General features: G+C 46.7%; 22 protein-coding genes and 2 pseudogenes. 13 read left to right on the top strand and 11 right to left on the bottom strand.

Annotated features, from left to right (window positions below; all coding sequences use genetic code 11):
* On the top strand, window positions 1-60 hold a 60-nt coding region (locus RTW80_RS31400), incomplete at its 5' end, for an IS1 family transposase (RefSeq protein WP_071528444.1).
* A 13-nt stretch (window positions 61-73) separates the two neighbouring features.
* Here RTW80_RS31400 and RTW80_RS15040 read toward each other — a convergent pair.
* Together RTW80_RS15040 and RTW80_RS15045 are read right to left on the bottom strand one after the other, a co-directional pair.
* Window positions 74-973, bottom strand: a pseudogene (locus RTW80_RS15040) (DUF4049 domain-containing protein); the annotation flags it as partial.
* A 261-nt stretch (window positions 974-1,234) separates the two neighbouring features.
* Window positions 1,235-2,842, bottom strand: coding sequence for a YhiJ/YhiL family protein (locus RTW80_RS15045; protein ID WP_000643703.1), 1,608 nt, complete (start codon window positions 2,840-2,842; stop codon window positions 1,235-1,237).
* 382 nt (window positions 2,843-3,224) lie between these two features.
* On the opposite strand from RTW80_RS15045, the gene RTW80_RS15050 reads away from it, so the two are divergent.
* Entirely contained in the window at window positions 3,225-4,277 is a 1,053-nt protein-coding gene (locus RTW80_RS15050) for a DUF2776 domain-containing protein (protein ID WP_001028905.1), read from the top strand.
* 315 nt (window positions 4,278-4,592) lie between these two features.
* Here the strand turns inward: RTW80_RS15050 and RTW80_RS15055 are convergent, their stop codons facing one another.
* Entirely contained in the window at window positions 4,593-5,795 is a 1,203-nt protein-coding gene (locus RTW80_RS15055; RefSeq protein ID WP_000439180.1) for an NAD(P)/FAD-dependent oxidoreductase, read from the bottom strand.
* A 231-nt stretch (window positions 5,796-6,026) separates the two neighbouring features.
* Here RTW80_RS15055 and pitA point away from each other — a divergent pair, with 231 nt between their 5' ends.
* Complete coding sequence (gene pitA / locus RTW80_RS15060; protein ID WP_000902780.1) at window positions 6,027-7,526, top strand: inorganic phosphate transporter PitA; 1,500 nt, start codon at window positions 6,027-6,029, stop codon at window positions 7,524-7,526.
* Window positions 7,527-7,770: 244 nt separating this feature from the next.
* Here pitA and uspB read toward each other — a convergent pair whose 3' ends face one another.
* A complete protein-coding gene (uspB, locus tag RTW80_RS15070; RefSeq protein WP_000626187.1) occupies window positions 7,771-8,106 on the bottom strand; it encodes a universal stress protein UspB in 336 nt (111 codons plus the stop codon).
* 390 nt (window positions 8,107-8,496) lie between these two features.
* On the opposite strand from uspB, the gene uspA reads away from it, so the two are divergent.
* A complete protein-coding gene (gene uspA / locus RTW80_RS15075) occupies window positions 8,497-8,931 on the top strand; it encodes a universal stress protein UspA (protein WP_000323571.1) in 435 nt (144 codons plus the stop codon).
* Between the two features lie 76 nt (window positions 8,932-9,007).
* On the opposite strand, the pseudogene RTW80_RS15080 reads toward uspA, so the two are convergent.
* A pseudogene (locus tag RTW80_RS15080) lies at window positions 9,008-9,073 on the bottom strand (hypothetical protein); the annotation flags it as partial.
* Window positions 9,074-9,248: 175 nt separating this feature from the next.
* Here RTW80_RS15080 and dtpB point away from each other — a divergent pair.
* A complete protein-coding gene (gene dtpB, locus RTW80_RS15085; RefSeq protein ID WP_001098652.1) occupies window positions 9,249-10,718 on the top strand; it encodes a dipeptide/tripeptide permease DtpB in 1,470 nt (489 codons plus the stop codon).
* Window positions 10,719-10,766: 48 nt separating this feature from the next.
* Here dtpB and rsmJ read toward each other — a convergent pair whose 3' ends face one another.
* Together rsmJ and prlC are read right to left on the bottom strand one after the other, a co-directional pair.
* Window positions 10,767-11,519, bottom strand: a complete 753-nt coding sequence (gene rsmJ, locus RTW80_RS15090; RefSeq protein WP_000686620.1) for a 16S rRNA (guanine(1516)-N(2))-methyltransferase RsmJ — start codon at window positions 11,517-11,519, stop codon at window positions 10,767-10,769.
* 7 nt (window positions 11,520-11,526) lie between these two features.
* The gene (prlC, locus tag RTW80_RS15095; protein ID WP_001298719.1) at window positions 11,527-13,569 is read right to left on the bottom strand and encodes an oligopeptidase A; all 2,043 of its coding nucleotides are present in this window, start codon (window positions 13,567-13,569) and stop codon (window positions 11,527-11,529) included.
* A gap of 202 nt (window positions 13,570-13,771) precedes the next feature.
* On the opposite strand from prlC, the gene rlmJ reads away from it, so the two are divergent.
* Together rlmJ and gorA are read left to right on the top strand one after the other, a co-directional pair.
* Window positions 13,772-14,614: a 23S rRNA (adenine(2030)-N(6))-methyltransferase gene (rlmJ, locus tag RTW80_RS15100; RefSeq protein ID WP_001300574.1), complete on the top strand. Its 843-nt coding sequence runs from the start codon at window positions 13,772-13,774 to the stop codon at window positions 14,612-14,614.
* 71 nt (window positions 14,615-14,685) lie between these two features.
* Window positions 14,686-16,038, top strand: coding sequence for a glutathione-disulfide reductase (gorA, locus tag RTW80_RS15105; RefSeq protein WP_000160812.1), 1,353 nt, complete (start codon window positions 14,686-14,688; stop codon window positions 16,036-16,038).
* Window positions 16,039-16,091: 53 nt separating this feature from the next.
* On the opposite strand, the gene dinQ is transcribed toward gorA, so the two are convergent.
* Window positions 16,092-16,175, bottom strand: a complete 84-nt coding sequence (gene dinQ, locus RTW80_RS15110; RefSeq protein ID WP_001295215.1) for a damage-inducible type I toxin DinQ — start codon at window positions 16,173-16,175, stop codon at window positions 16,092-16,094.
* Window positions 16,176-16,914: 739 nt separating this feature from the next.
* Between dinQ and arsR the strand changes: the two genes are divergently transcribed.
* From arsR to RTW80_RS15140, 6 genes are all read left to right on the top strand, one after another.
* Window positions 16,915-17,268, top strand: a complete 354-nt coding sequence (gene arsR, locus RTW80_RS15115) for an As(III)-sensing metalloregulatory transcriptional repressor ArsR (RefSeq protein ID WP_000008955.1) — start codon at window positions 16,915-16,917, stop codon at window positions 17,266-17,268.
* Window positions 17,269-17,321: 53 nt separating this feature from the next.
* Window positions 17,322-18,611: an arsenite/antimonite:H(+) antiporter ArsB gene (gene arsB / locus RTW80_RS15120; RefSeq protein WP_000922639.1), complete on the top strand. Its 1,290-nt coding sequence runs from the start codon at window positions 17,322-17,324 to the stop codon at window positions 18,609-18,611.
* Between the two features lie 12 nt (window positions 18,612-18,623).
* Window positions 18,624-19,049, top strand: a complete 426-nt coding sequence (gene arsC, locus RTW80_RS15125) for a glutaredoxin-dependent arsenate reductase (protein ID WP_032247936.1) — start codon at window positions 18,624-18,626, stop codon at window positions 19,047-19,049.
* 628 nt (window positions 19,050-19,677) lie between these two features.
* Window positions 19,678-20,901: a hypothetical protein gene (locus tag RTW80_RS15130; RefSeq protein WP_000020604.1), complete on the top strand. Its 1,224-nt coding sequence runs from the start codon at window positions 19,678-19,680 to the stop codon at window positions 20,899-20,901.
* A 247-nt stretch (window positions 20,902-21,148) separates the two neighbouring features.
* Window positions 21,149-21,715: an outer membrane lipoprotein Slp gene (gene slp / locus RTW80_RS15135; protein WP_001057453.1), complete on the top strand. Its 567-nt coding sequence runs from the start codon at window positions 21,149-21,151 to the stop codon at window positions 21,713-21,715.
* Window positions 21,716-21,870: 155 nt separating this feature from the next.
* A complete protein-coding gene (locus RTW80_RS15140) occupies window positions 21,871-22,401 on the top strand; it encodes a LuxR C-terminal-related transcriptional regulator (protein WP_128465068.1) in 531 nt (176 codons plus the stop codon).
* A gap of 41 nt (window positions 22,402-22,442) precedes the next feature.
* Here the strand turns inward: RTW80_RS15140 and RTW80_RS15145 are convergent, their stop codons facing one another.
* The 3 genes from RTW80_RS15145 to hdeA form a co-directional block, all read right to left on the bottom strand.
* Complete coding sequence (locus tag RTW80_RS15145) at window positions 22,443-23,090, bottom strand: MgtC/SapB family protein (RefSeq protein ID WP_001296814.1); 648 nt, start codon at window positions 23,088-23,090, stop codon at window positions 22,443-22,445.
* Between the two features lie 63 nt (window positions 23,091-23,153).
* The gene (hdeB, locus tag RTW80_RS15150; RefSeq protein ID WP_001298717.1) at window positions 23,154-23,480 is read right to left on the bottom strand and encodes an acid-activated periplasmic chaperone HdeB; all 327 of its coding nucleotides are present in this window, start codon (window positions 23,478-23,480) and stop codon (window positions 23,154-23,156) included.
* Between the two features lie 115 nt (window positions 23,481-23,595).
* Entirely contained in the window at window positions 23,596-23,928 is a 333-nt protein-coding gene (gene hdeA / locus RTW80_RS15155; RefSeq protein WP_000756550.1) for an acid-activated periplasmic chaperone HdeA, read from the bottom strand.
* Window positions 23,929-24,081 lie beyond the last annotated feature (153 nt).

Genomic DNA, 24,081 nt, shown 5'->3' on the forward strand with positions numbered 1-24,081 from the left:
TCGGTGGAGCTGCATGACAAAGTCATCGGGCATTATCTGAACATAAAACACTATCAATAAGTTGGAGTCATTACCATCGATCGCCAGTCTGGTCGCCCAGAAACGTACATGGCGTGACTGCGTCTTTATTAATAACCAAATAAGGCTGAAGACTTTCTAAAACAATGTCTCTTCTGTTCAGGATACTGATTATTATATTAACATTAGTGTCAAGTTGCTCATTAAAGTTCTCCCTTAGCAATACGTTGAGAACTTCATCTTCTATATTAAGCAACTGGCTAAGGAAATTTTCTCCTTCAGCCATGATTCCCAAATGTCCCGTTGCAAAAAGCGCGTACAAAACTGCACCGACTGAGCCATCGGTATCGCCAAAATAGGTCGGCCTGGTACTTGTGGGATCAACAGGTGAACAATTGGAGAAATAGGTTCTGTCAGCGAACTGGGGTTTTATCATTGTTTCGAATTTAATATCAAATACATTGTATTGCGATATTTTCCAGTTCCAGATGGGTTTGTACGACTCAGTAACTGCAACATCATTAGCATCATCATTTACTGTCATATTATTAAGTAAATAAACAATGCTGCACCAATTAATATCGGTATTATCAAGATAGCAGCCGTAATTTATACTATTAATTGTCACAATAAACTGATAATTATTATCCCTACGTAGAATATGAGCGCGCATGCCCGATAGCATACTATATTTTTTTGAATGATTCGTTTGTATGGTAAATGAAATTTTGTCATCTTGAATAGATTGTTGGAAACGTTCTATTTGCCAATCATCAATTTTTTCTACAACTTCACCGAGCATTGTCCTGGCAATACTTGATATATCATCACCTATACCATTTGCAATATACCCAAACAGTTCTTTAGTGAAGTTGGTAACATGCTCTTGCACCATATCATTTGTTGCGATTGTCGTTGTACTGCCGTTAGTGCCTGCCACAGTTCCAATTTTCATCTTTTACCTCATATTATTCACCGCGAGGAATACATAGTTAACATTTTATCTTATGACATACACCTCATATTCGATGGAAAAATAATTATATTTTGCACAAATCATTCAGCCTTAAAGCATAATATGAAATTTCTTATCTCATAGCAGAGAAAGTCCCTAAAGATTGTAGAGGCGTCATCAGTACATACCTCTACAATCGATTAATAAAACCTATGAAATACTGGCAGGATTAAAAAGACATACCACCGTATTCATGGAGTTTTAATGAGATTGAAAACAACTAAGCCCTGAGGAATAAATTATTTTATTATTTTTATCACGTGCTTCCTTCAGGGAATTTAGCCCCATAATACCATTATCAAATTGTTGATTCTGATCTACCCCGACCCCATGATGCCCATATTTTTGTCTAATGTATTTGCTGGGGTCTTCACCTTTGAGTGTCTCCCCACATATGAAGATACGTTTACGTGCTGGTCTGAAATCAGTAGTGTTATCAAAATAATTAGCATATACAGGTGTGGGTTTCAAAGTATTGCTTCGGATTAGATGGAATAGAGGATCATCCATGTGTTCTTTATGTTTTTTATTAAAAATATTGGCTAATTCCTCAGGATCAGTAGGATTTTTCATCTGATTAAATGGAACCTGCAAAGCACCGAGACAATAACATTTTTTTTCTTCATCTCTTATTATTCCGTGATGACTGGTTAAAACTTGCCTTTCTGAGTCATAATTACAAACATCGAGCGTTTTAATTAAGTTATACGTATCACCGGCAGAGAGTTTATGATTTGCTAGTCGTGCAGTATAGTTACCATTAAAATTGATTTCATGATTTCCAGCCAGAACGACGACATTTTTATTAATACGGCTATCTTTATTACCCTCCATATTTCGCATAGAATTTAGCAAAGTAAGGATATATTTATCACCAAAAATAGTACTAAATCTATCGCCTGTATGATCCCCAAGGAAGATACAAGGGGTTATCGCATCGTCCTTTAAAAAAACATGTTGATGCAACTCATTCAAGATCATGTCTCTCGTATTTAATAAATCGTAGAGCACTTTATTATTTTTATGTTTGTATGCAGATGAAGCCATCTCTTCGTGTTTTAATAATTCACATAATAAACTCCAACCCTTTTCCCTGATGCCTATATGCCCTGAAACGAGCAATGCATAAAGTACAGCGCCTACTCTTCCATCTGTATCGCCAAAATAAGCCGTGTTGGCATTTTGTGGGTTAATCACACCACACTGTTTATAGAAGTCTATTTTTGAAAACACAGATCTAACATAGCTATCAAACTTTTCCTTAGTAAACGTCTCCTTAGAGACATCCCAACGCCAGTCAGGTTTGAAATTACCACTAAGAAGAGTAAAGAAATTTCTCGCTATGATAGAAAGCCCATCAACTTTATAAATTATATCTGATTTATCTCCAGAGGAATTAATAAAATAATAACCGCCCTTACACTCAACAGTAACGGTAATGGGAGACGATAATTTTAACACATGGTTATTGTCTGGTATAATTGTAAAGATAAACGTATCAGTAGTATTGTCGGCGAATCTATTATATTCTTGAATATCTATAGAAGGTTCACTATTGTAAAACCATACTTTCTCCATCTGGTGACTACGATCATTTACCTTCCAGTGACCATGTTGCAGGAAATAGATGATATGCAGGCCAAAATCGTTATCTATTTGCGAATCATTATCCAGTTTATCAAATTCAACTATCTTTGCACGATGTGTTTTATCAACCTTGCCATGGTGTTGATGACTGTTAACTTTATCTGAATGCTTATCTTGATGGCTTGAAGAGATGTTTCTAATCTGATTGTCAATTGCTTTCATAAATAACCTGTGATATTTTTGAATTGTTTGTAACAAAATAAATGATACTTGTCTGAAAAACAGATTTACGACGATATAAAATAATAATACTTATATGTTCGCTGATTTTAAGCACCGAGACTATCCGGTCTTTTACCAAATAATGAAGAATAATCCCTCCCTGGAAGATAATTGTAAAAAACAACAGCATAAGAATTAATCTTAGGATAAATTTTTATTTATCATGGCCTTTTGAACGCTGAAAAGTAGCGCTCTGCAAAGTAAACCCCGCTATAGTTATGCTATGCATTTGTCTTTAATGATATCTCGTCATTATATTAACAGGATGAAATTATCATTAATGCATATTTCAATATTAGCAGGGATACCTGAGGAGTTTAAAGTGAACATATATATCGGGTGGCTTTTCAAATTAATCCCTTTGATTATGGGCTTAATTTGTATCGCGTTAGGTGGCTTTGTGCTGGAAAGTTCAGGGCAAAGCGAGTATTTCGTCGCGGGTCATGTGCTGATTTCTCTGGCGGCCATATGCCTGGCATTATTCACTACCGCATTTATTATCATTTCGCAGCTCACGCGCGGCGTTAATACGTTTTACAATACATTGTTCCCCATTATTGGCTATGCGGGGTCAATTATCACCATGATATGGGGTTGGGCACTGTTAGCAGGCAATGATGTGATGGCAGACGAGTTTGTCGCCGGCCATGTTATTTTCGGCGTTGGTATGATTGCCGCCTGTGTATCGACGGTGGCAGCGTCATCCGGTCACTTTCTGCTCATTCCCAAAAATGCAGCGGGGAGCAAGAGCGACGGAACACCGGTACAGGCTTATTCTTCATTAATCGGTAACTGCCTCATTGCCGTTCCCGTTTTACTCACCCTGCTCGGTTTCATTTGGTCTATTACGCTGTTACGTAGTGCTGACATAACTCCGCATTATGTCGCGGGTCACGTATTGCTTGGGTTAACCGCAATCTGTGCCTGTCTAATTGGCCTTGTTGCCACAATTGTCCATCAAACACGTAATACGTTTTCAACTAAAGAACACTGGCTGTGGTGTTATTGGGTTATTTTTCTCGGCTCAATCACGGTACTGCAGGGGATATACGTCTTAGTCAGTTCCGATGCAAGCGCCCGACTGGCTCCCGGCATTATTCTTATTTGCCTCGGAATGATCTGTTACAGCATATTCTCAAAAGTCTGGCTACTGGCACTGGTATGGAGACGTACCTGTTCGTTAGCCAACAGAATACCGATGATTCCCGTCTTCACCTGCCTGTTTTGCCTTTTCCTGGCATCGTTTCTTGCGGAAATGGCGCAGACCGACATGGGATATTTTATTCCTTCGCGGGTTTTGGTCGGTTTGGGAGCGGTATGCTTTACGTTGTTCTCAATCGTTTCAATATTAGAAGCAGGTTCTGCTAAAAAATAATTGCAACGTACCGGATAAAACCAGCGTTGACCATTTGCGTAACGCTGGTTTTTCTTAGGCATCATGAAATAACGCAGCATTAATGCATAGTGGTTAAGGATAAAAAAACAACAAAGTTACTGTCTTTTTCAGCCTGTTCATATTTTATAAAGATCTGGCCACTGGGTGAGTTTTCAATCACCTTTCCTTCCACCTTATATTAAGCCTGGAGGGTTTCAGTTCACGGGCTCATTAGAAAATAATCACAAGATAGCCACTATCAAAATTAGCTCATTTTTAATGCGGCTCTAATAATTTTCATCTTTAGGTAACAGGTCAGGACGACTTCGCTGCAATCAAATCCTGCGCACAAGCCCATGCACTCGACCACGCCCACTGGAAGTTATAGCCCCCCAGCCAGCCGGTGACGTCCATCACTTCGCCGATGAAGTACAGCCCAGGCACTTTGCGCGCTTCCATCGTCCGTGAAGAGAGTTCGTTGGTGTCCACGCCGCCGAGCGTCACTTCGGCAGTGCGATAGCCTTCAGTGCCGTTGGGTTGTACGCGCCAGTCGGTCAATGTGCTAATCAGTGCCTGTTGGTCACGCACGTTGAGCTGTTTTAGCGAAACATCCGGGATTTGCCCGAGTTGCTGTAAGCGTTCAACCAACCGCTTCGGTAGATGAACCGCCAGTGTGTTTTTCAGGCTCTGATTCGGATGTGCGTTACGCTGCTCATTCAGGAAGGTTTCGAGGTCCACATCAGGTAGCAGATTGATACTGACAAATTCACCCGGTTGCCAGTAGCTTGAAATCTGCAACACCGCCGGTCCAGACAAGCCGCGATGGGTGAAGAGTAAGTTCTCACGGAAAACGATGCCGTTTTCAGCGGTAATCACGGAAGGCACCGCCACGCCCGCCAGCACCTGTAACTCTTCGAGCAACGGTTTATGCAGAGTGAATGGCACCAGACCCGCACGGGTCGGCAGCACGTTGAGGCCAAATTGTTCGGCAATCTTATAACCAAACGGCGACGCGCCCAGCCCCGGCATTGACAGCCCACCGGTCGCGATGACCAGCTTTTCGCAACCGACAGTCATGCCGTTCAGTTCAAGCGTGAAGCCTGTTTCATCCTTCGCCACACTCAGCACTTCGCTACGCAATCTGAAGGTTACATTGCCCTTCTCGCACTCATCCACCAGCATGTCGACAATCTGCTGCGCGGAGTCATCGCAGAAGAGTTGTCCTAACGTTTTCTCGTGCCAGGCGATGCCGTGTTTATTGACCAGATCAATGAAATCCCACTGGGTAAAACGCGCGAGTGCAGACTTACAAAAATGCGGATTCTGGCTCAGATAAGCGCCTGGTTCGACATAAAGGTTGGTAAAGTTGCAGCGCCCACCGCCAGACATAAGGATTTTGCGCCCTGGTTTTTTACCATTATCGATCAGCAGAACCCGGCGTCCTGCCTGACCTGCCAGCGCAGAACAGAACATACCCGCCGCACCAGCGCCTATAATAATGGCATCAAACCTTTCCACGTTGCGCTCCTCTTAGAAAAAACGGGCGTGAATTGTAAAGATTCCTCAGTGGTCGCACCAGCATCAATATTACTAAAAGGAAGTATTTGCCTGAATTATATAAGATAATTATTTTTTGAGTGAAATCCATACAGGAGGCAAATCAAAAAAAGTCTATATTTCACTTTGCCCGCGCCGCGAAAGTCACTGATAATGCGCCGCGTTCATGTCCTCAAAATGGCGTAACGTCCTATGCTACATTTGTTTGCTGGCCTGGATTTGCATACCGGGCTGTTATTATTGCTTGCACTGGCTTTTGTGCTGTTCTACGAAGCCATCAATGGTTTCCATGACACAGCCAACGCCGTGGCAACCGTTATCTATACCCGCGCGATGCGTTCTCAGCTCGCCGTGGTTATGGCGGCGGTGTTCAACTTTTTGGGTGTTTTGCTGGGTGGTCTGAGTGTTGCCTATGCCATTGTGCATATGCTGCCGACGGATCTGCTGCTTAATATGGGATCGTCTCATGGCCTTGCCATGGTGTTCTCTATGTTGCTGGCGGCGATTATCTGGAACCTGGGTACCTGGTACTTTGGTTTACCTGCATCCAGCTCTCATACGCTGATTGGCGCGATCATCGGGATTGGTTTAACCAATGCGTTGATGACCGGGACGTCAGTGGTGGATGCACTCAATATCCCGAAAGTATTAAGTATTTTCGGTTCTCTGATCGTTTCCCCTATTGTCGGCCTGGTGTTTGCTGGCGGTCTGATTTTCTTGCTGCGTCGCTACTGGAGCGGCACCAAGAAACGCGCCCGTATCCACCTGACCCCAGCGGAGCGTGAAAAGAAAGACGGCAAGAAAAAGCCGCCGTTCTGGACGCGTATTGCGCTGATCCTTTCCGCTATCGGCGTGGCGTTTTCGCACGGCGCGAACGATGGTCAGAAAGGCATTGGTCTGGTTATGTTGGTATTGATTGGCGTCGCACCAGCAGGCTTCGTGGTGAATATGAATGCCACTGGCTACGAAATCACCCGTACCCGTGATGCCATCAACAACGTCGAAGCTTACTTTGAGCAGCATCCTGCGCTGCTGAAACAGGCTACCGGTGCTGATCAGTTAGTACCGGCTCCGGAAGCTGGCGCAACGCAACCCGCGGAGTTCCATTGCCATCCGTCGAATACCATTAACGCGCTCAACCGCCTGAAAGGCATGTTGACTACCGATGTGGAAAGCTACGACAAGCTGTCGCTTGATCAACGTAGCCAGATGCGCCGCATTATGCTGTGCGTTTCTGACACTATCGACAAAGTGGTGAAGATGCCTGGCGTGAGTGCTGACGATCAGCGCCTGTTGAAGAAACTGAAGTCCGACATGCTTAGCACCATCGAGTATGCACCGGTGTGGATCATCATGGCGGTCGCGCTGGCGTTAGGTATCGGTACGATGATTGGCTGGCGTCGTGTGGCAACGACTATCGGTGAGAAAATCGGTAAGAAAGGCATGACCTACGCTCAGGGGATGTCTGCCCAGATGACGGCGGCAGTGTCTATCGGCCTGGCGAGTTATACCGGGATGCCGGTTTCCACTACTCACGTACTCTCCTCTTCTGTCGCGGGGACGATGGTGGTAGATGGCGGCGGCTTACAGCGTAAAACCGTAACCAGTATTCTGATGGCCTGGGTGTTTACCCTTCCGGCTGCGGTACTGCTTTCCGGCGGGCTGTACTGGCTCTCCTTGCAGTTCCTGTAATCGTACACACCAAAACGAGCGGGTCAGCTGGCCCGCTTCAGATTGTTGACATAGTGCGCTTTGTTCATGCCGGATGCGGCGTGAACGCCTTATCCGGCCTACAAAAACATGCAAATTCAATAGATTGCAGAGATTATGTAGGCCTGATAAGCGTAGCGCATCAGGCAATTTTGCGTTTGTAATCAGTCTCGAGCGGGTCAGTTTACTGGCCCGCTTTTTTTATACGTTATTATTGCTGAAGTGCTTAATGCCAAATCATCAATGCAATCAGGCTGACCACCACCAGACCACACAATGCGCTGGTCAGAATAAACTGCCGACGCACCCGCTCACAGCGGCGAATAAATTCATCATCGTGATGATCGCGATAACGTTGGGCATAGATATACCAAACGAGACGCACCTGTTTGTTGGGTTGGCCATGTGAGGTAAAAAAGCCCCCTCCATCAACATATTGATAGAGCAATGGATCGCAGTTACGCAGTACCACTAACAACGCGCGTAGTGATGAGAAATAGCGCGCCATGTTAACAATGCAAACGACACATAAAGCCCAAAATAATGCGACGGTGCTTATCATACCTCCTCCCCGGCGACCTGCCCGCGGAGTTCCACCCCGGGGCTACCGCTCCCGATACGCTGCCAATCAGTTAACACCAGGTCCTGGAGAAACCGCTTTTGTGGTGACCAACATCCGAGCGGCTCTATAGATAGTGTAGGAGATCAGGTTGTTTTTTTTCCAGAAGGTTAACCACTATCAATATATTCATGTCGAAAATTTGTTTATCTAACGGGTAAGCAAGGCGGATTGACGGATCATCCGGGTCGCTATAAGGTAAGGATGGTCTTAACACTGAATCTTTACGGCTGGGTTAGCCCCGCGCACGTAGTTCGCAGGACGCGGGTGACGTAACGGCACAAGAAACGCTAGCTGGCCAGTCATCGACAACTTTATGGAAGGAGTAACACTATGGCTTATAAACACATTCTCATCGCGGTCGATCTCTCCCCGGAAAGCAAAGTTCTGGTAGAGAAAGCAGTCTCTATGGCTCGCCCCTACAATGCGAAAGTTTCTCTGATCCACGTAGATGTAAACTACTCTGACCTATACACCGGGCTTATTGATGTGAATCTGGGTGATATGCAGAAACGCATCTCAGAAGAGACACATCATGCGCTGACCGAGCTTTCCACTAATGCAGGCTACCCAATCACTGAAACCCTGAGCGGCAGCGGCGACCTGGGCCAAGTTCTGGTCGATGCAATCAAGAAATACGATATGGATCTGGTGGTTTGTGGTCACCACCAGGACTTCTGGAGCAAACTGATGTCTTCCGCACGTCAGCTGATCAACACCGTTCACGTTGATATGCTGATTGTTCCGCTGCGCGACGAAGAAGAATAATCTTCCCTCTACGACGTGTTCCTGAACGCCCGCATATGCGGGCGTTTTGCTTTTTGGCGCGCCTTGTTACCTGATCCAGCGTAAACACCTTATCTGGCCTACGGTCTGCGTTCGCAATCAAAATCCCCAGCCAATACAATATTTAACACCATCATATTTTCCATCATTAGTGTGATCAGCTGGTTATTTTCTGTTGTAATAGTGTATTAATCTATTCACCGCATCAATATTAAGAATCTCTGACAGATGTAAACTTTTTCGCGCGTTATCCCTTACGCGTTCATACTTTTCAGGATGGTATTGGAAGGTTAATAAATATGAATACAACAACACCCATGGGGATGCTGCAGCAACCTCGCCCATTTTTCATGATCTTTTTTGTCGAGTTATGGGAGCGATTCGGCTACTACGGCGTGCAGGGCGTACTGGCGGTTTTCTTCGTTAAACAGCTTGGATTCTCGCAAGAGCAGGCTTTTGTCACTTTTGGTGCTTTTGCTGCGCTGGTCTATGGCCTCATTTCCATTGGCGGCTATGTCGGCGACCACCTGCTGGGGACCAAACGCACCATTGTTCTTGGTGCACTTGTGCTGGCGATTGGCTACTTCATGACCGGCATGTCGCTACTTAAGCCTGACCTGATTTTCATCGCCCTGGGGACTATCGCTGTAGGTAACGGCCTGTTTAAAGCTAACCCAGCCAGCTTGCTTTCGAAGTGCTATCCGCCGAAAGATCCGCGGCTTGATGGCGCATTCACCCTGTTCTATATGTCGATCAACATCGGCTCGTTGATAGCGTTATCGCTGGCCCCTGTGATCGCTGATAGATTCGGTTATTCAGTCACCTACAACCTGTGCGGGGCGGGGTTAATTATCGCATTACTGGTTTACATCGCCTGTCGTGGAATGGTGAAAGACATTGGTTCTGAACCCGACTTCCGGCCAATGAGCTTCAGCAAACTGTTGTACGTGTTACTTGGCAGCGTGGTGATGATCTTCGTATGCGCATGGCTGATGCACAACGTAGAAGTCGCCAATCTGGTGCTGATTGTTCTCTCCATCGTCGTCACCATCATCTTCTTTCGTCAGGCATTCAAGCTGGATAAAACCGGGCGCAATAAAATGTTTGTCGCCTTTGTCCTGATGCTCGAAGCGGTGGTGTTTTACATTCTCTACGCCCAGATGCCAACATCGCTGAACTTCTTTGCCATCAACAACGTGCATCATGAAATTCTCGGTTTTTCCATCAACCCGGTCAGCTTCCAGGCGCTTAACCCGTTCTGGGTGGTACTCGCCAGCCCAATACTGGCAGGCATTTACACGCATCTGGGTAACAAAGGCAAAGACCTCTCGATGCCGATGAAATTTACTCTCGGCATGTTTATGTGCTCACTGGGCTTTTTGACGGCGGCAGCTGCGGGAATGTGGTTTGCGGATGCACAAGGGCTGACATCGCCATGGTTTATCGTGCTGGTGTACTTATTCCAGAGCTTAGGTGAACTGTTTATTAGCGCCCTTGGCCTGGCGATGATTGCTGCCCTGGTGCCGCAGCATTTGATGGGCTTTATTCTCGGGATGTGGTTCCTGACGCAGGCTGCCGCGTTCTTGCTGGGCGGCTATGTGGCAACATTTACCGCGGTGCCGGACAACATTACCGATCCGCTTGAGACGTTGCCCGTCTATACCAACGTGTTTGGTAAGATTGGTCTGGTCACGCTGGGCGTTGCAGTAGTGATGCTGTTGATGGTGCCGTGGCTGAAACGCATGATTGCGACGCCGGAAAGCCATTAATTATTCTTGCAGAAAGCAGGGTAGCGTTATCGCTACCCTGTTTTAGTTTTACACTGGCGTACCTGCATAGATATCAAAGCGATGCCCTTTAGTGACTACCGCGTTTGGCGTGGCGACATTCGCCAGCGGTGGCGCGTAGTCCGGGCGCTTTACCACCACGCGTTTGGTCGCCAGCAAGCGTGCAGGCTCCAGTAATCCATCGGCATCAAGATCCGGTCCCACCAGCGACTGAAAGACACGCATCTCTTTTTTCACTAGCGCGCTTTTCTGCTTATGCGGGAACATCGGGTCGAGATAAACCACCTGCGGGCGCGGGGTAATATCAGTCAGCGCCGTCAGGCTGGAGGCGTGAATTAACTGCAACCGCTCCTGCAACCAGCCGCCGATTTCCGCATCCGCATAACCACGCGCCAGGCCGTCGTCGAGTAGCGCGGCAACCACTGGATTACGCTCCAGCATCCGCACGCGGCAGCCGACTGAAGCCAGTACAAAGGCATCGCGCCCAAGTCCTGCAGTGGCATCCACCACATCCGGCAAATAATCGCCTTTAATGCCCACCGCTTTCGCCACCGCCTCACCGCGACCACCGCCGAATTTGCGTCGGTGCGCCATCGCTCCGCCAACAAAATCAACAAAGATGCCGCCAAGTTTTGGCTCATCACGCTTGCGCAATTCCAGATGTTCCGGCGTTAACACCAGCGCCATCAGGTTGTCTTCATCGTGCTCCAGCCCCCAGCGGGCCGCCAGAACAGATAAGGCACCGTCTCCGGTGCCTGTTTCATCAATTAAGCAGATTTTCACTGAATGATCAGCCCTTAATGCCGTAATGCTCCAGCATCGCATCCAGCTGCGGTTCACGACCACGGAAGCGTTTGAACAGATCCATCGGCTCTTCTGAACCGCCACGGCTCAGAATGTTGTCGAGGAACGACTGCCCGGTTTCACGGTTGAAAATGCCCTCTTCCTCAAAGCGCGAGAAAGCATCTGCCGCCAGTACGTCAGCCCACAGGTAGCTGTAGTAACCTGCGGCATAACCACCGGCGAAAATATGGCTGAAAGCGTGCGGGAAACGGCCCCAGGACGGAGATGGCACCACGGCAACCAGTTTCTTGATTTCTGCCAGAGTTTCGAGGATTTTTGCCCCCTGATCCGGGCGGAACTCGGCATGAAGGCGGAAATCAAACAGGCCGAACTCCAGCTGACGCAGAATAAACAGCGCCGCCTGGTAGTTCTTCGCCGCCAGCATTTTATCCAGCAACTCTTTCGGCAGCGGTTCGCCGGTTTCATAGTGACCAGAGATAAACGCCAGCGCCTCCGGCTCCCAGCACCAGTTTTCCATAAACTGACTCGGCAGTTCGACCGCATCCCACGGCACACCGCTGATACCGGAAACACCAGCGGTTTCGATGCGGGTCAGCATATGGTGCAGGCCGTGACCGAACTCGTGGAAGAGGGTGATCACTTCGTCGTGAGTGAACAGCGCCGGTTTACCATTTACCGGGCGGTTGAAGTTACAAGTCAAATACGCGACCGGTTTTTGCAAAGAACCATCAGCTTTACGCATCTGGCCTACGCAGTCATCCATCCACGCCCCGCCGCGCTTGTTTTCACGGGCATACAGATCGAGGTAGAAGCTACCGCGCAGTTCGTTATTTTCGTCATACAGTTCGAAGAAACGTACATCCGGATGCCAGACATCAACATCTTTACGCTCTTTAGCGGTGATGCCGTAAATACGCTTAACCACTTCAAACAGGCCGTTAACCGCTTTGTTTTCCGGGAAGTACGGACGCAGCTGTTCGTCACTGATGCTGTAGAGGTGCTGTTTTTGTTTTTCGCTGTAGTAAGCGATATCCCACGGCTGCAACTCATCGACGCCAAATTCGGCTTTGGCAAAGGCACGCAATTGCGCCAGCTCTTTTTCGCCTTGTGGACGCGCGCGTTTTGCCAGATCGGTTAAGAAATCCAGCACCTGCTGCGGGTTTTCTGCCATTTTAGTGGCAAGGGATTTAAAGGCGTAGTTTTCAAAGCCCAGCAGTTGCGCCAGTTCGTGACGCAGCGCGAGGATCTCTTCCATCACCTTGCTGTTATCCCATTTACCGGCGTTTGGGCCTTGATCGGAGGCGCGGGTGCTGTAAGCGCGATACATCTCTTCACGCAGAGCCTGGTTGTCGCAGTAGGTCATTACCGGCAAGTAGCTTGGGATATCCAGCGTCAGCAAATAACCTTCCAGCTCTTTCGCTTCGGCCTGGGCTTTTGCCGCAGCCAGCGCGCTTTCTGGCATCCCCGCCAGCTCCGCTTCGTCGGTAACGAGTTTGGTCCAGCCCATTGTCGCATCGAGGACGTTGTTGCTGTACTGGTTGCCCAGTTCAGAAAGACGGGTCGCAATTTCGCCGTAACGCTGCTGTTTCTCTTTCGGCAGACCTATGCCAGAGAGTTCAAAGTCGCGCAGTGCGTTATCAACCGCTTTCTTCTGCGCCGTGTTCAGCGTGGCGTAATGATCGCCATCGCGCAGGTCGCGATACGCTTTATACAGCCCTTCATGTTGCCCTACCCAGGTGCTGTATTCCGACAGCAGCGGCAGGGTTTGTTCGTAGGCTTCACGCAGTTCCGGGCTATTTTTCACCGAGTTCAGGTGGCTGACCGGGGAGAAGATACGCCCCAACACATCGTCCACTTCCGCCAGCGGCTGGCAGAGATTTTCCCAGGTGTACGGTGCCCCTTGCGCTACTACGCGCTCCACGTTTTCGCGGCAGTCGTTCAATGCCTTAGTCACGGCTGGAACGACATGTTCCGGGAGAATTTTAGAAAACGGAGGCAATTCAAAGGGAGTCAGTAACGGATTCGTCATTCGCGCAGTCCTGGTTAAAGAGGTTAAGGAAGCGCTCAACAGGCGCTTTACATAATGTGTGTAGCATGGGGTTAAGTGTAGTGAATTTCAATGAGAAACGTTACGCTTTCGCGGCGGCGGCCTCTTTTCGGTATACTGTCCTGATACGCTTTTGTGCGCCCCGAATACGGGCCGATTTTTACTTACCGGAACACCTTTACCCATGCTCAGTTATCGCCACAGCTTTCACGCTGGCAACCACGCCGACGTCCTTAAACATACCGTTCAGAGCCTGATCATCGAGTCGCTGAAAGAGAAAGATAAACCGTTTCTCTATCTCGACACCCACGCAGGGGCCGGGCGTTATCAGTTAGGCAGCGAACATGCCGAGCGTACCGGCGAATATCTCGAAGGCATCGCCCGTATCTGGCAGCAGGACGATTTGCCCGCAGAACTGGAGGCGTACATCAATGTGGTAAAACACTTCAACCGTAGCGGTCAGTTGCGTTACTACCCCGGTTCGCCGTTGATTGCTCGCCTGCTACTGCGTGAACAGGACAGCCTGCAACTGACCGAACTGCACCCGAGCGATTACCCGTTGTTGCGTTCTGAATTTCAGAAAGATAGCCGTGCGCGTGTCGAAAAAGCCGACGGTTTCCAGCAGCTTAAGGCCAAACTGCCGCCGGTTTCCCGCCGTGGTTTAATCCTTATCGACCCGCCGTATGAAATGAAAACTGACTATCAAGCGGTGGTCAGCGGGATAGCAGAAGGTTACAAACGTTTCGCCACTGGTATTTACGCACTGTGGTATCCGGTGGTGCTGCGTCAGCAAATTAAGCGCATGATCCACGATCTGGAAGCGACCGGTATTCGCAAAATTCTGCAAATTGAACTGGCGGTACTGCCAGACAGCGATCGCCGTGGCATGACCGCTTCCGGCATGATTGTGATTAACCCGCCGTGGAAACTGGAACAACAGATGAATAACGTGCTGCCGTGGCTGCACAGCAAACTGGTTCCGGCAGGCACTGGGCACGCCACCGTAAGCTGGATCGTGCCGGAGTAATTGCAGCCATTGCTGGCACCTATTACGTCTCGCGCTACAATCGCGGTAATCAACGATAAGGACACTTTGTCATGACTAAACACTATGATTACATCGCCATCGGCGGCGGCAGCGGCGGTATCGCCTCCATCAACCGCGCGGCTATGTACGGCCAGAAATGTGCGCTGATTGAAGCCAAAGAGCTGGGCGGCACCTGCGTAAATGTTGGCTGTGTGCCGAAAAAAGTGATGTGGCACGCGGCGCAAATCCGTGAAGCGATCCATATGTACGGCCCGGATTATGGTTTTGATACCACTATCAATAAATTCAACTGGGAAACGTTGATCGCCAGCCGTACCGCCTATATCGACCGTATTCATACTTCCTATGAAAACGTGCTCGGTAAAAATAACGTTGATGTAATCAAAGGCTTTGCCCGCTTCGTTGATGCCAAAACGCTGGAAGTTAACGGTGAAACCATCACGGCCGATCATATTCTGATCGCCACCGGCGGTCGTCCGAGCCACCCGGATATTCCGGGCGTGGAATACGGTATTGATTCCGATGGCTTCTTCGCCCTTCCTGCTTTGCCAGAGCGCGTGGCGGTTGTTGGCGCGGGTTACATCGCCGTTGAGCTGGCTGGCGTGATTAACGGCCTCGGCGCGAAAACGCATCTGTTTGTGCGTAAACATGCGCCGCTGCGCAGCTTCGACCCGATGATCTCTGAAACGCTGGTCGAAGTGATGAACGCCGAAGGCCCACAGTTGCATACCAACGCCATCCCGAAAGCGGTAGTGAAAAATGCCGATGGTAGCCTGACGCTGGAGCTGGAAGATGGTCGCAGTGAAACGGTGGATTGCCTGATTTGGGCGATTGGTCGCGAGCCTGCCAATGACAACATCAACCTGGAAGCCGCTGGTGTAAAAACCAACGAAAAAGGCTATATCGTCGTCGATAAATATCAAAACACCAACGTTGAAGGTATTTACGCGGTCGGCGATAACACGGGTGCAGTAGAACTGACACCGGTAGCAGTTGCAGCGGGTCGCCGTCTCTCTGAACGCCTGTTTAATAACAAGCCGGATGAGCATCTGGATTACAGCAACATTCCGACCGTGGTCTTCAGCCATCCGCCGATTGGTACTGTTGGTTTAACGGAACCGCAGGCGCGCGAGCAGTATGGCGACGATCAGGTGAAAGTGTATAAATCCTCTTTCACCGCGATGTATACCGCCGTCACCACTCACCGCCAGCCGTGCCGCATGAAGCTGGTGTGCGTTGGATCGGAAGAGAAGATTGTCGGTATTCACGGCATTGGCTTTGGTATGGACGAAATGTTGCAGGGCTTCGCGGTGGCGCTGAAGATGGGGGCAACCAAAAAAGACTTCGACAATACCGTCGCCATTCACCCAACGGCGGCAGAAGAGTTCGTGACAATGCGTTAAATGTTAAAGGGCTAAGAGTAGTGTGCTCTTAGCCCTTAATTACGTTTCCGCTATCAGTTCAGAAGCTGAAGCAGAAAGCGGATCAGTTCCAGCAGCGCAATTAACGCCCCTAGAACGATGATTGCTTTATCAATCACCCGTTTTCTCCATGCGATGGAGTGAGAATGCATCCGCTTACTCATCCACTGCCTGTCACGGCGCATGTCTCATTGTTAGATAAGAACTCTCTCACTCCGGCCAGAGCATCAGTTAACGGCACCACCCGTACTTCTGACCAGGACTTTGAAAGCGTTTATGCGCATTGCCAGAGTGAAAATGCCTCAGAGCTAACTGGATAATCATACAGTACATGCAGGTTATAAAACCAGCACGTCCTTGCAATAGTTTCAGTATGGTATTAGCATTGATGCGTTAGATGATGGCTATCTCACTCCAGTCAGAGCCACCAACTCAGGGCTGGAAAGTAAAAAACCGACGCAAAGTCGGTTTTTTTACATCCGGATTCGGACAAGGCTTAATATGACGATGACCCAGTGAAAGTATATAAATCGTCACTGCGATATATACCGAAGTGCTCCCTCCGCCAGCTGAAGAAATCGCTAATTCTTGCAATGTTAGCCACTGGCTAATAGTATTGAGCTGTTAGATAAGAACTCTCTCACTCCAGCCAGAGCCACCAACTCAGGGCTGGAAAGTAAAAAACCGACGCAAAGTCGGTTTTTTTACGTCCTGATTCAGACCTCCTTTCAAATGAATAGCCAACTCAAAATTCACACCTATTACCTTCCTCTGCACTTACACATTCGTTAAGTCATATATGTTTTTGACTTATCCGCTTCGAAGAGAGACACTACCTGCAACAATCAGGAGCGCAATATGTCATTTCTGTTACCCATCCAATTGTTCAAAATTCTTGCTGATGAAACCCGTCTGGGCATCGTTTTACTGCTCAGCGAACTGGGAGAGTTATGCGTCTGCGATCTCTGCACTGCTCTCGACCAGTCGCAGCCCAAGATCTCCCGCCACCTGGCATTGCTGCGTGAAAGCGGGCTATTGCTGGACCGCAAGCAAGGTAAGTGGGTTCATTACCGCTTATCACCGCATATTCCAGCATGGGCGGCGAAAATTATTGATGAGGCCTGGCGATGTGAACAGGAAAAGATTCAGGCAATTGTCCGCAACCTGGCTCGACAAAACTGTTCCGGGGACAGTAAGAACATTTGTAGTTAAAAATTTAGCTAAACACATATGAATTTTCAGATGTGTTTTATCCGGGAGGCATTATGTTACTGGCAGGCGCTATCTTTGTCCTGACCATCGTATTGGTTATCTGGCAGCCGAAAGGTTTAGGCATCGGCTGGAGTGCAACGCTCGGCGCAGTACTGGCGTTAGTTACGGGCGTGGTCCATCCGGGTGATATTCCGGTGGTGTGGAATATCGTCTGGAACGCGACGGCTGCGTTTATCGCCGTCATTATCATCAGCCTGCTGCTGGATGAGTCCGGCTTTTTTGAATGGGCGGCGCTGCACGTCTCACGCTGGGGTAATGGTCGTGGTCGCTTGCTGTTTACCTGGATTGTCCTGCTCGGTGCTGCCGTTGCCGCCCTGTTTGCCAATGATGGCGCGGCGCTTATTTTGACACCGATTGTCATCGCCATGCTGCTGGCTTTAGGGTTCAGTAAAGGCACTACGCTGGCGTTCGTGATGGCGGCCGGATTCATTGCCGATACCGCCAGCCTGCCACTTATTGTCTCCAACCTGGTGAATATCGTTTCCGCTGATTTCTTTGGCCTCGGCTTTCGCGAATACGCCTCGGTGATGGTGCCGGTGGATATCGCCGCGATTGTTGCCACGCTGGTGATGCTACATCTCTATTTTCGCAAAGATATTCCGCAGAACTACGATATGGCGCTGCTGAAATCTCCCGCAGAAGCGATCAAAGATCCTGCTACGTTCAAAACTGGCTGGGTTGTTTTACTGCTTCTGCTGGTGGGATTTTTCGTCCTGGAACCGCTCGGCATTCCGGTGAGCGCCATTGCAGCTGTGGGCGCGCTGATATTATTTGTCGTCGCTAAACGCGGTCATGCGATTAATACGGGTAAAGTCCTGCGCGGTGCCCCCTGGCAGATTGTCATCTTCTCGCTCGGCATGTATCTGGTGGTTTATGGCCTGCGCAATGCCGGATTAACGGAATATCTTTCTGGCGTACTCAACGTGCTGGCGGATAACGGCCTGTGGGCCGCGACGCTCGGCACCGGATTCCTCACCGCCTTCCTCTCTTCTATTATGAACAATATGCCGACGGTACTGGTTGGCGCGTTGTCCATTGATGGCAGCACGGCATCTGGCGTTATCAAAGAAGCGATGGTTTATGCCAATGTGATTGGCTGCGATTTGGGACCGAAAATTACCCCAATTGGTAGCCTGGCTACGCTACTCTGGCTGCACGTACTTTCGCAGAAGAATATGACTATCAGCTGGGGATATTACTTCCGTACAGGGATTATCATGACCCTGCCTGTGCTGTTTGTGACGCTGGCTGCGCTGGCGCTACGTCTCTCTTTCACTTTGTAATGAGATACTGATATGAGCAACATTACCATTTATCACAACCCGGCCTGCGGCACGTCGCGTAATACGCTGGAGATGATCCGCAACAGCGGCACAGAACCGACCATTATCCATTATCTGGAAACTCCGCCAACGCGCGATGAACTGGTCAAACTCATTGCCGATATGGGGATTTCCGTACGCGCGCTGCTGCGTAAAAACGTCGAACCGTATGAGGAGCTGGGCCTTGCGGAAGATAAATTTACTGACGATCGGTTAATCGACTTTATGCTTCAGCACCCGATTCTGATTAATCGCCCGATTGTGGTGACGCCGCTGGGAACTCGCCTGTGCCGCCCTTCAGAAGTGGTGCTGGAAATTCTGACAGATGCGCAAAAAGGCGCATTCTCCAAGGAAGATGGCGAGAAAGTGGTTGATGAAGCGGGTAAGCGCCTGAAATAAAGCGGCGATATCCCCCCCACAGGTTGTTAGAAAAGTGCGCTTTATTTATGTCGGATGCGACGCTGGCGCGTCTTATCCGACCTACAAAGTTATGAAAATTCGATGAATAGTATGTTATTTGTAGGCCTGACAGGCGTAGCGCATCAGGCGATTTTGCTATTTACACAGTACTCCCTGCGTGAGATTCCAATTATCGCGTCCAGCATGGTGTATCAGTGAGCTGCTTAGTTATCAGCGATACAGCGCAGTAGTTTAAAGACGTACTGGATTATGATTTATCAGTGGTTTACACAACAAATTATTAAATAATTATAAGATACCTTAACCCATTTTATTATTACACATCTAAAACATCACAAAAAAAATCACTTCACACACTATCAGAGAACATAATAACTTTTTAAAATGAGCGCATTTTGATAGTTGTTAACGATTTCCTTTACGATACTATCACTACCCTTTTTTTACACACAAATATTACCGGGTGGAGATAAAAGGGAAATCAAAGGTAATTATATCAGGAAGATATAACGCATTACATTTATTGTGTGTAGAAGAAAATCCATTCCTGTTCTAATTATCCAATTTAAACATCTTAGCATAAAACAAATGATGAATAAGGAATTTTATGTCAATTGACTTTACCCCAGGTATAATAAATACATATCACGGCGATATTTATAACTGCACAACAAATACCGATAATGCTAAAACGCCAGACACACCGAAGTGGCCTTGCGATAATTGGGAAGAACAACAACCCATTAATTCCACATTCTCTGGAGAAGGATATATCTCTGATCAATATGATTTAGCGCAACACCAACTTCAACAAATTAATGCGTGCCACACGAACACTACATATACAAATGCAGACTACTCAAAAGTTGTGGCTCAACTTGTAAGTCTTATTACTAACATTGAAACGATAAGTTCGACACAACTTACGCAACAGACACAATCAATACTTAATCAGATTAATAACATTAGATATGAAAAAAACAAAAGTGCTGAATGTCGAATCATTGTTGTCGCTAATCCTAAACCCGACAAGGCAATCATAACTAAAATTAGCGTAGAAGAGGGAATACCCATAACATTCAGTGTCCAAACCATGTTTTCAGATACTAATTTTATTGCTGAACAACGAGCTGACTTACCAACTAATATAAAAGATATTCAAAGCCTGTATCAAAAAATGACGAAGTTATATATTGAGCACAGTGAAAATAAAAACAGGATGAAAGTCTTTGCCGGAACCAACTTTATTGATTTCAATATGACAGGACAGAACCTGTCCGGGTTCGTTCTAACCTTGTCAAGGTTTTATTTCGAAGATCTACTTAATATAAATTTCACTGACGCAAATTTAGGTGACACTATTTTTTTACATAAAGAACACCCTACCCCCAAATTATATAAAGATGGACAATATCTTGACAAACAAATCGAAGGTTTATTTTCAACATTATTAACCATTAATGACAACCTTTTACGAGCAAAAGCGGAAATTGCTTCGACAATAATTAAATTTTTAGAGGCCAGGATAACCAATCTTTCATACAATGACATATTAAAATATCAGCAAGAATTCCAAAAACAATGTTATAAGCAAGTTAAAGCCTTTACGACACTCTCCCGATACAATAAAATTCAAACATGGGCAGAAATGTCTGAATATCAATTCGAAGTATTTCAATACGAGACGCTTAACCCAAAAAAAATGTCACACACGCCTTATTTAAAGAGGCCACTGCCTAATGAAAAAGATATAAATTATGGGGTGGAAATAGAAATACCATCTGGTAAAAGAATTCGCTTATCAAATCATTACCAGAATATAATACCATAATATTGATTATTAGCACTTTATAATCATTGAATAAAAATAGATTTTATGTACTTTTAAAACAATGCACTATATTATGGGGTGATGGATATTCATGTCACGCCCCAAAATTAACTGAGTTCACCTAAACAGAAAGGATATAAACATCAGACAGGTTTACGTTACTATCAGGCATATCACCTCAGAATCAGATGAAAACTATAAAGAAATATCTATTATGGTTTTAATATTTGTTGATAAGGATAGTAACATGAACATGACAAAAGGTGCACTCATCCTCAGCCTTTCATTTTTGCTTGCCGCATGTAGTTCAATTCCGCAAAATATCAAAGGCAATAACCAACCTGATATTCAAAAAAGTTTTGTTGCTGTTCATAACCAGCCGGGGTTATATGTTGGTCAACAAGCGCGCTTTGGTGGGAAGGTTATCAACGTTATCAATGGCAAAACGGATACGTTGTTAGAAATCGCTGTATTACCGTTGGATAGCTATGCGAAGCCTGATATTGAAGCCAACTATCAGGGCCGACTGCTCGCCAGACAAAGCGGCTTCCTTGATCCAGTGAACTATCGTAATCACTTTGTTACCATCCTCGGCACCATTCAGGGTGAACAACCTGGCTTTATCAATAAAGTCCCGTATAACTTCCTGGAAGTGAATATGCAGGGCATCCAGGTGTGGCATTTGAGAGAAGTGGTTAATACCACCTATAACCTGTGGGATTACGGCTATGGTGCATTCTGGCCGGAACCGGGCTGGGGTGCGCCTTACTACACCAATGCGGTGAGTCAGGTAACACCTGAGCTGGTCAAATAACACCACCGAAAGATGCAGATGCTTTCTCAGCATCTGCATCATGCATTACATCAAATTAATACACAGTAAGCTAACTATTATTATTATAAGCCCTGTCCTGTTAATTACCTTTGGCAAACTGATTATAAAGTTAATGTCCGCACCAGGAGTCGGTTATGTTTCTTATAATTACCAGGGATACGATGTTCTTCACCGCGATGAAAAACATTCTGAGTAAAGGTAATGTCGTTCATATACAGAACGAAGAAGAGATCGACGTAATGTTGCATCAGAATGCCTTCGTCATTATTGATACATTAATGAATAATGTATTTCATTCTAATTTTCTCACTCAAATTGAACGATTAAAACCTGTCCATGTCATTATTTTCTCCCCCTTTAATATTAAACGCTGCCTGGGGAAAGTGCCGGTGGCCTTTGTTCCGCGGACTATCACTATCATTGATTTTGTCGCACTCATCAATGGCAGTTACTGCTCTGTGCCTGAAGCGGCTGTGTCACTTTCGCGCAAGCAACATCAGGTTCTGAGCTGCATTGCGAATCAAATGACAACGGAAGATATTCTGGAGAAACTGAAAATATCGCTAAAAACGTTCTACTGCCATAAACACAATATCATGATGATCCTCAATCTTAAGCGGATCAATGAGCTGGTACGCCATCAGCATATTGATTATCTGGTGTGAATTTCAGGCTTACGGTGAGTCTGGCTACGCTGCCACACAGATTAGCTAATTGAAACGCCTTTCACCCCTGCCATACCTTTTAATAATCGCAACAGGTCTTCTATCGACGTTGTGGCATGAAGCTGGATATCAATGGCGACCACTTCATGATCTTCATTTTCCTGCAACGAAACTAAATCAGTTTTTATTTTTTGCTGCTTAAACCAGTCGAGCATTGATACCGTATTACCGTTCACTAATGTCAGCTGTAAATGGTAATTTTTGTTCATCAGGCGGAAGGTTAATTGATGGAAGACTTCCAGCACCAACAAGGTCATCACTGAACCATAAATACCCAGTTCGTACATACCGCTGCCAATAACCATACCTATGGCGGCGGTCACCCAGATATCCGCTGCCGTCGTCAGACCTACAATATTTTGGTTACGAACGAGAATGTTACCTGCACCGATAAACCCGACGCCCGTCACCACCTGAGCAGCAATACGGCTGGGGTCGAGTCCGACGTGATCTAAAGACAGCACATCAGCAAAACCATATTTCGAAACAATCATAAACAGGGCGCTTCCCATGCCAATTAATACATGTGTGCGTAACCCTGCTCCTTTGCCGCGCATTTGCCTTTCCATGCCAATAGCGCCACAGGCAATTGCCGCGAGTATAAGACGTATAATAAATTCTGCTGTCATATAAAAATGCAAAAAGGAGCAGCAAGATGGCTCAACTTGCTACTCCTTTTTACTTGTACCTCATTAATTCGGCAAGTCATTAGATGCTTGATTTTTGAAGGTATACAAATTTTTCTGCGGGTTTTTCTTACAGTATTCGATCACTTTAGGAATTTGAGTGAGATCGGTTTCATTTAAAGTAACGGTATCGCCACCTTTATATACTGTTTCTTCATGCAGCATCCACCATGCAACCGGGGTCATTGCTTTTGGATTCAGATCAATAAATTCCTGGCAGGTCATATCTTTAGCGGATTCATTGGCTGCCAGCGCAGATTGTGCGTTCACCAGTGACAAAGCCGCTACAGCGCCCATAAAAATAAACGCTTTACGGAGAGATGAAATATTCATTTTGTAACCCATTCAATATAGAGATTATATATGAACAGGAGGAATAGCTGCTTTTAAAGAAGATATTCCGGCCTGTTCAATATGCAAGGAAGTACGATGTAACGCATTCCCGGAATTACATATCTTTCTTAATTTTGTCCCATTCGCCTTTAACTTTATCTTTAAAGTTGGCTTGTTTATCCTGAGTACAAGCCTGAACGATAGCTGGGGTTACGGTTGCAATACCCTGAACATCTAAAACCGCATCTTCTGGTTTATCTTTGTTGTTCAGCGCTTCAGCAAAACCAACTGCAGTTGGCTGGAAGGATTCGTCCACAGCCAGGAAATCTTCACAGGTCCAGGAGTTGACCGGTTTTTTGTTATCAGCTGCTTTTTGCGCATCCGCTGCATTGCTCACAACTGGCAGAAGAAGCAGACCACCAAGAATAACGCCTAATACTTTTTTCATCGTAATATCCTCAACTATAAAGTGAAAGAGCCGTCACGAATCAATTTCGACACTGAGGTTATAACCTGGTTTTCTGTATATGTCATGTTGATGGAAAATATCAAAATCAGATATTTTTATTTCAATACAATGAGTTACAGATGCATCAGATAC

Source organism: Escherichia sp. AM3 (assembly GCF_032029835.1).
GTDB classification, from domain to species: Bacteria; Pseudomonadota; Gammaproteobacteria; order Enterobacterales; family Enterobacteriaceae; genus Escherichia; species Escherichia coli.

Excerpts from the sequence above, each read along its gene's own strand:
- uspB (WP_000626187.1), bottom strand. The coding sequence starts at position 8,106 with ATGATAAGCACCGTCGCATTATTTTGGGCTTTATGTGTCGTTTGCATT.
- RTW80_RS15130 (WP_000020604.1), top strand. The coding sequence starts at position 19,678 with ATGTCAATTGACTTTACCCCAGGTATAATAAATACATATCACGGCGAT.
- hdeB (WP_001298717.1), bottom strand. The coding sequence starts at position 23,480 with ATGAATATTTCATCTCTCCGTAAAGCGTTTATTTTTATGGGCGCTGTA.
- prlC (WP_001298719.1), bottom strand. The coding sequence starts at position 13,569 with ATGACGAATCCGTTACTGACTCCCTTTGAATTGCCTCCGTTTTCTAAA.
- pitA (WP_000902780.1), top strand. The coding sequence starts at position 6,027 with ATGCTACATTTGTTTGCTGGCCTGGATTTGCATACCGGGCTGTTATTA.
- rlmJ (WP_001300574.1), top strand. The coding sequence starts at position 13,772 with ATGCTCAGTTATCGCCACAGCTTTCACGCTGGCAACCACGCCGACGTC.
- slp (WP_001057453.1), top strand. The coding sequence starts at position 21,149 with ATGAACATGACAAAAGGTGCACTCATCCTCAGCCTTTCATTTTTGCTT.
- uspA (WP_000323571.1), top strand. The coding sequence starts at position 8,497 with ATGGCTTATAAACACATTCTCATCGCGGTCGATCTCTCCCCGGAAAGC.
- arsB (WP_000922639.1), top strand. The coding sequence starts at position 17,322 with ATGTTACTGGCAGGCGCTATCTTTGTCCTGACCATCGTATTGGTTATC.
- gorA (WP_000160812.1), top strand. The coding sequence starts at position 14,686 with ATGACTAAACACTATGATTACATCGCCATCGGCGGCGGCAGCGGCGGT.
- RTW80_RS15145 (WP_001296814.1), bottom strand. The coding sequence starts at position 23,090 with ATGACAGCAGAATTTATTATACGTCTTATACTCGCGGCAATTGCCTGT.
- hdeA (WP_000756550.1), bottom strand. The coding sequence starts at position 23,928 with ATGAAAAAAGTATTAGGCGTTATTCTTGGTGGTCTGCTTCTTCTGCCA.
- dtpB (WP_001098652.1), top strand. The coding sequence starts at position 9,249 with ATGAATACAACAACACCCATGGGGATGCTGCAGCAACCTCGCCCATTT.
- arsC (WP_032247936.1), top strand. The coding sequence starts at position 18,624 with ATGAGCAACATTACCATTTATCACAACCCGGCCTGCGGCACGTCGCGT.
- RTW80_RS15045 (WP_000643703.1), bottom strand. The coding sequence starts at position 2,842 with ATGAAAGCAATTGACAATCAGATTAGAAACATCTCTTCAAGCCATCAA.
- arsR (WP_000008955.1), top strand. The coding sequence starts at position 16,915 with ATGTCATTTCTGTTACCCATCCAATTGTTCAAAATTCTTGCTGATGAA.
- RTW80_RS15140 (WP_128465068.1), top strand. The coding sequence starts at position 21,871 with ATGTTTCTTATAATTACCAGGGATACGATGTTCTTCACCGCGATGAAA.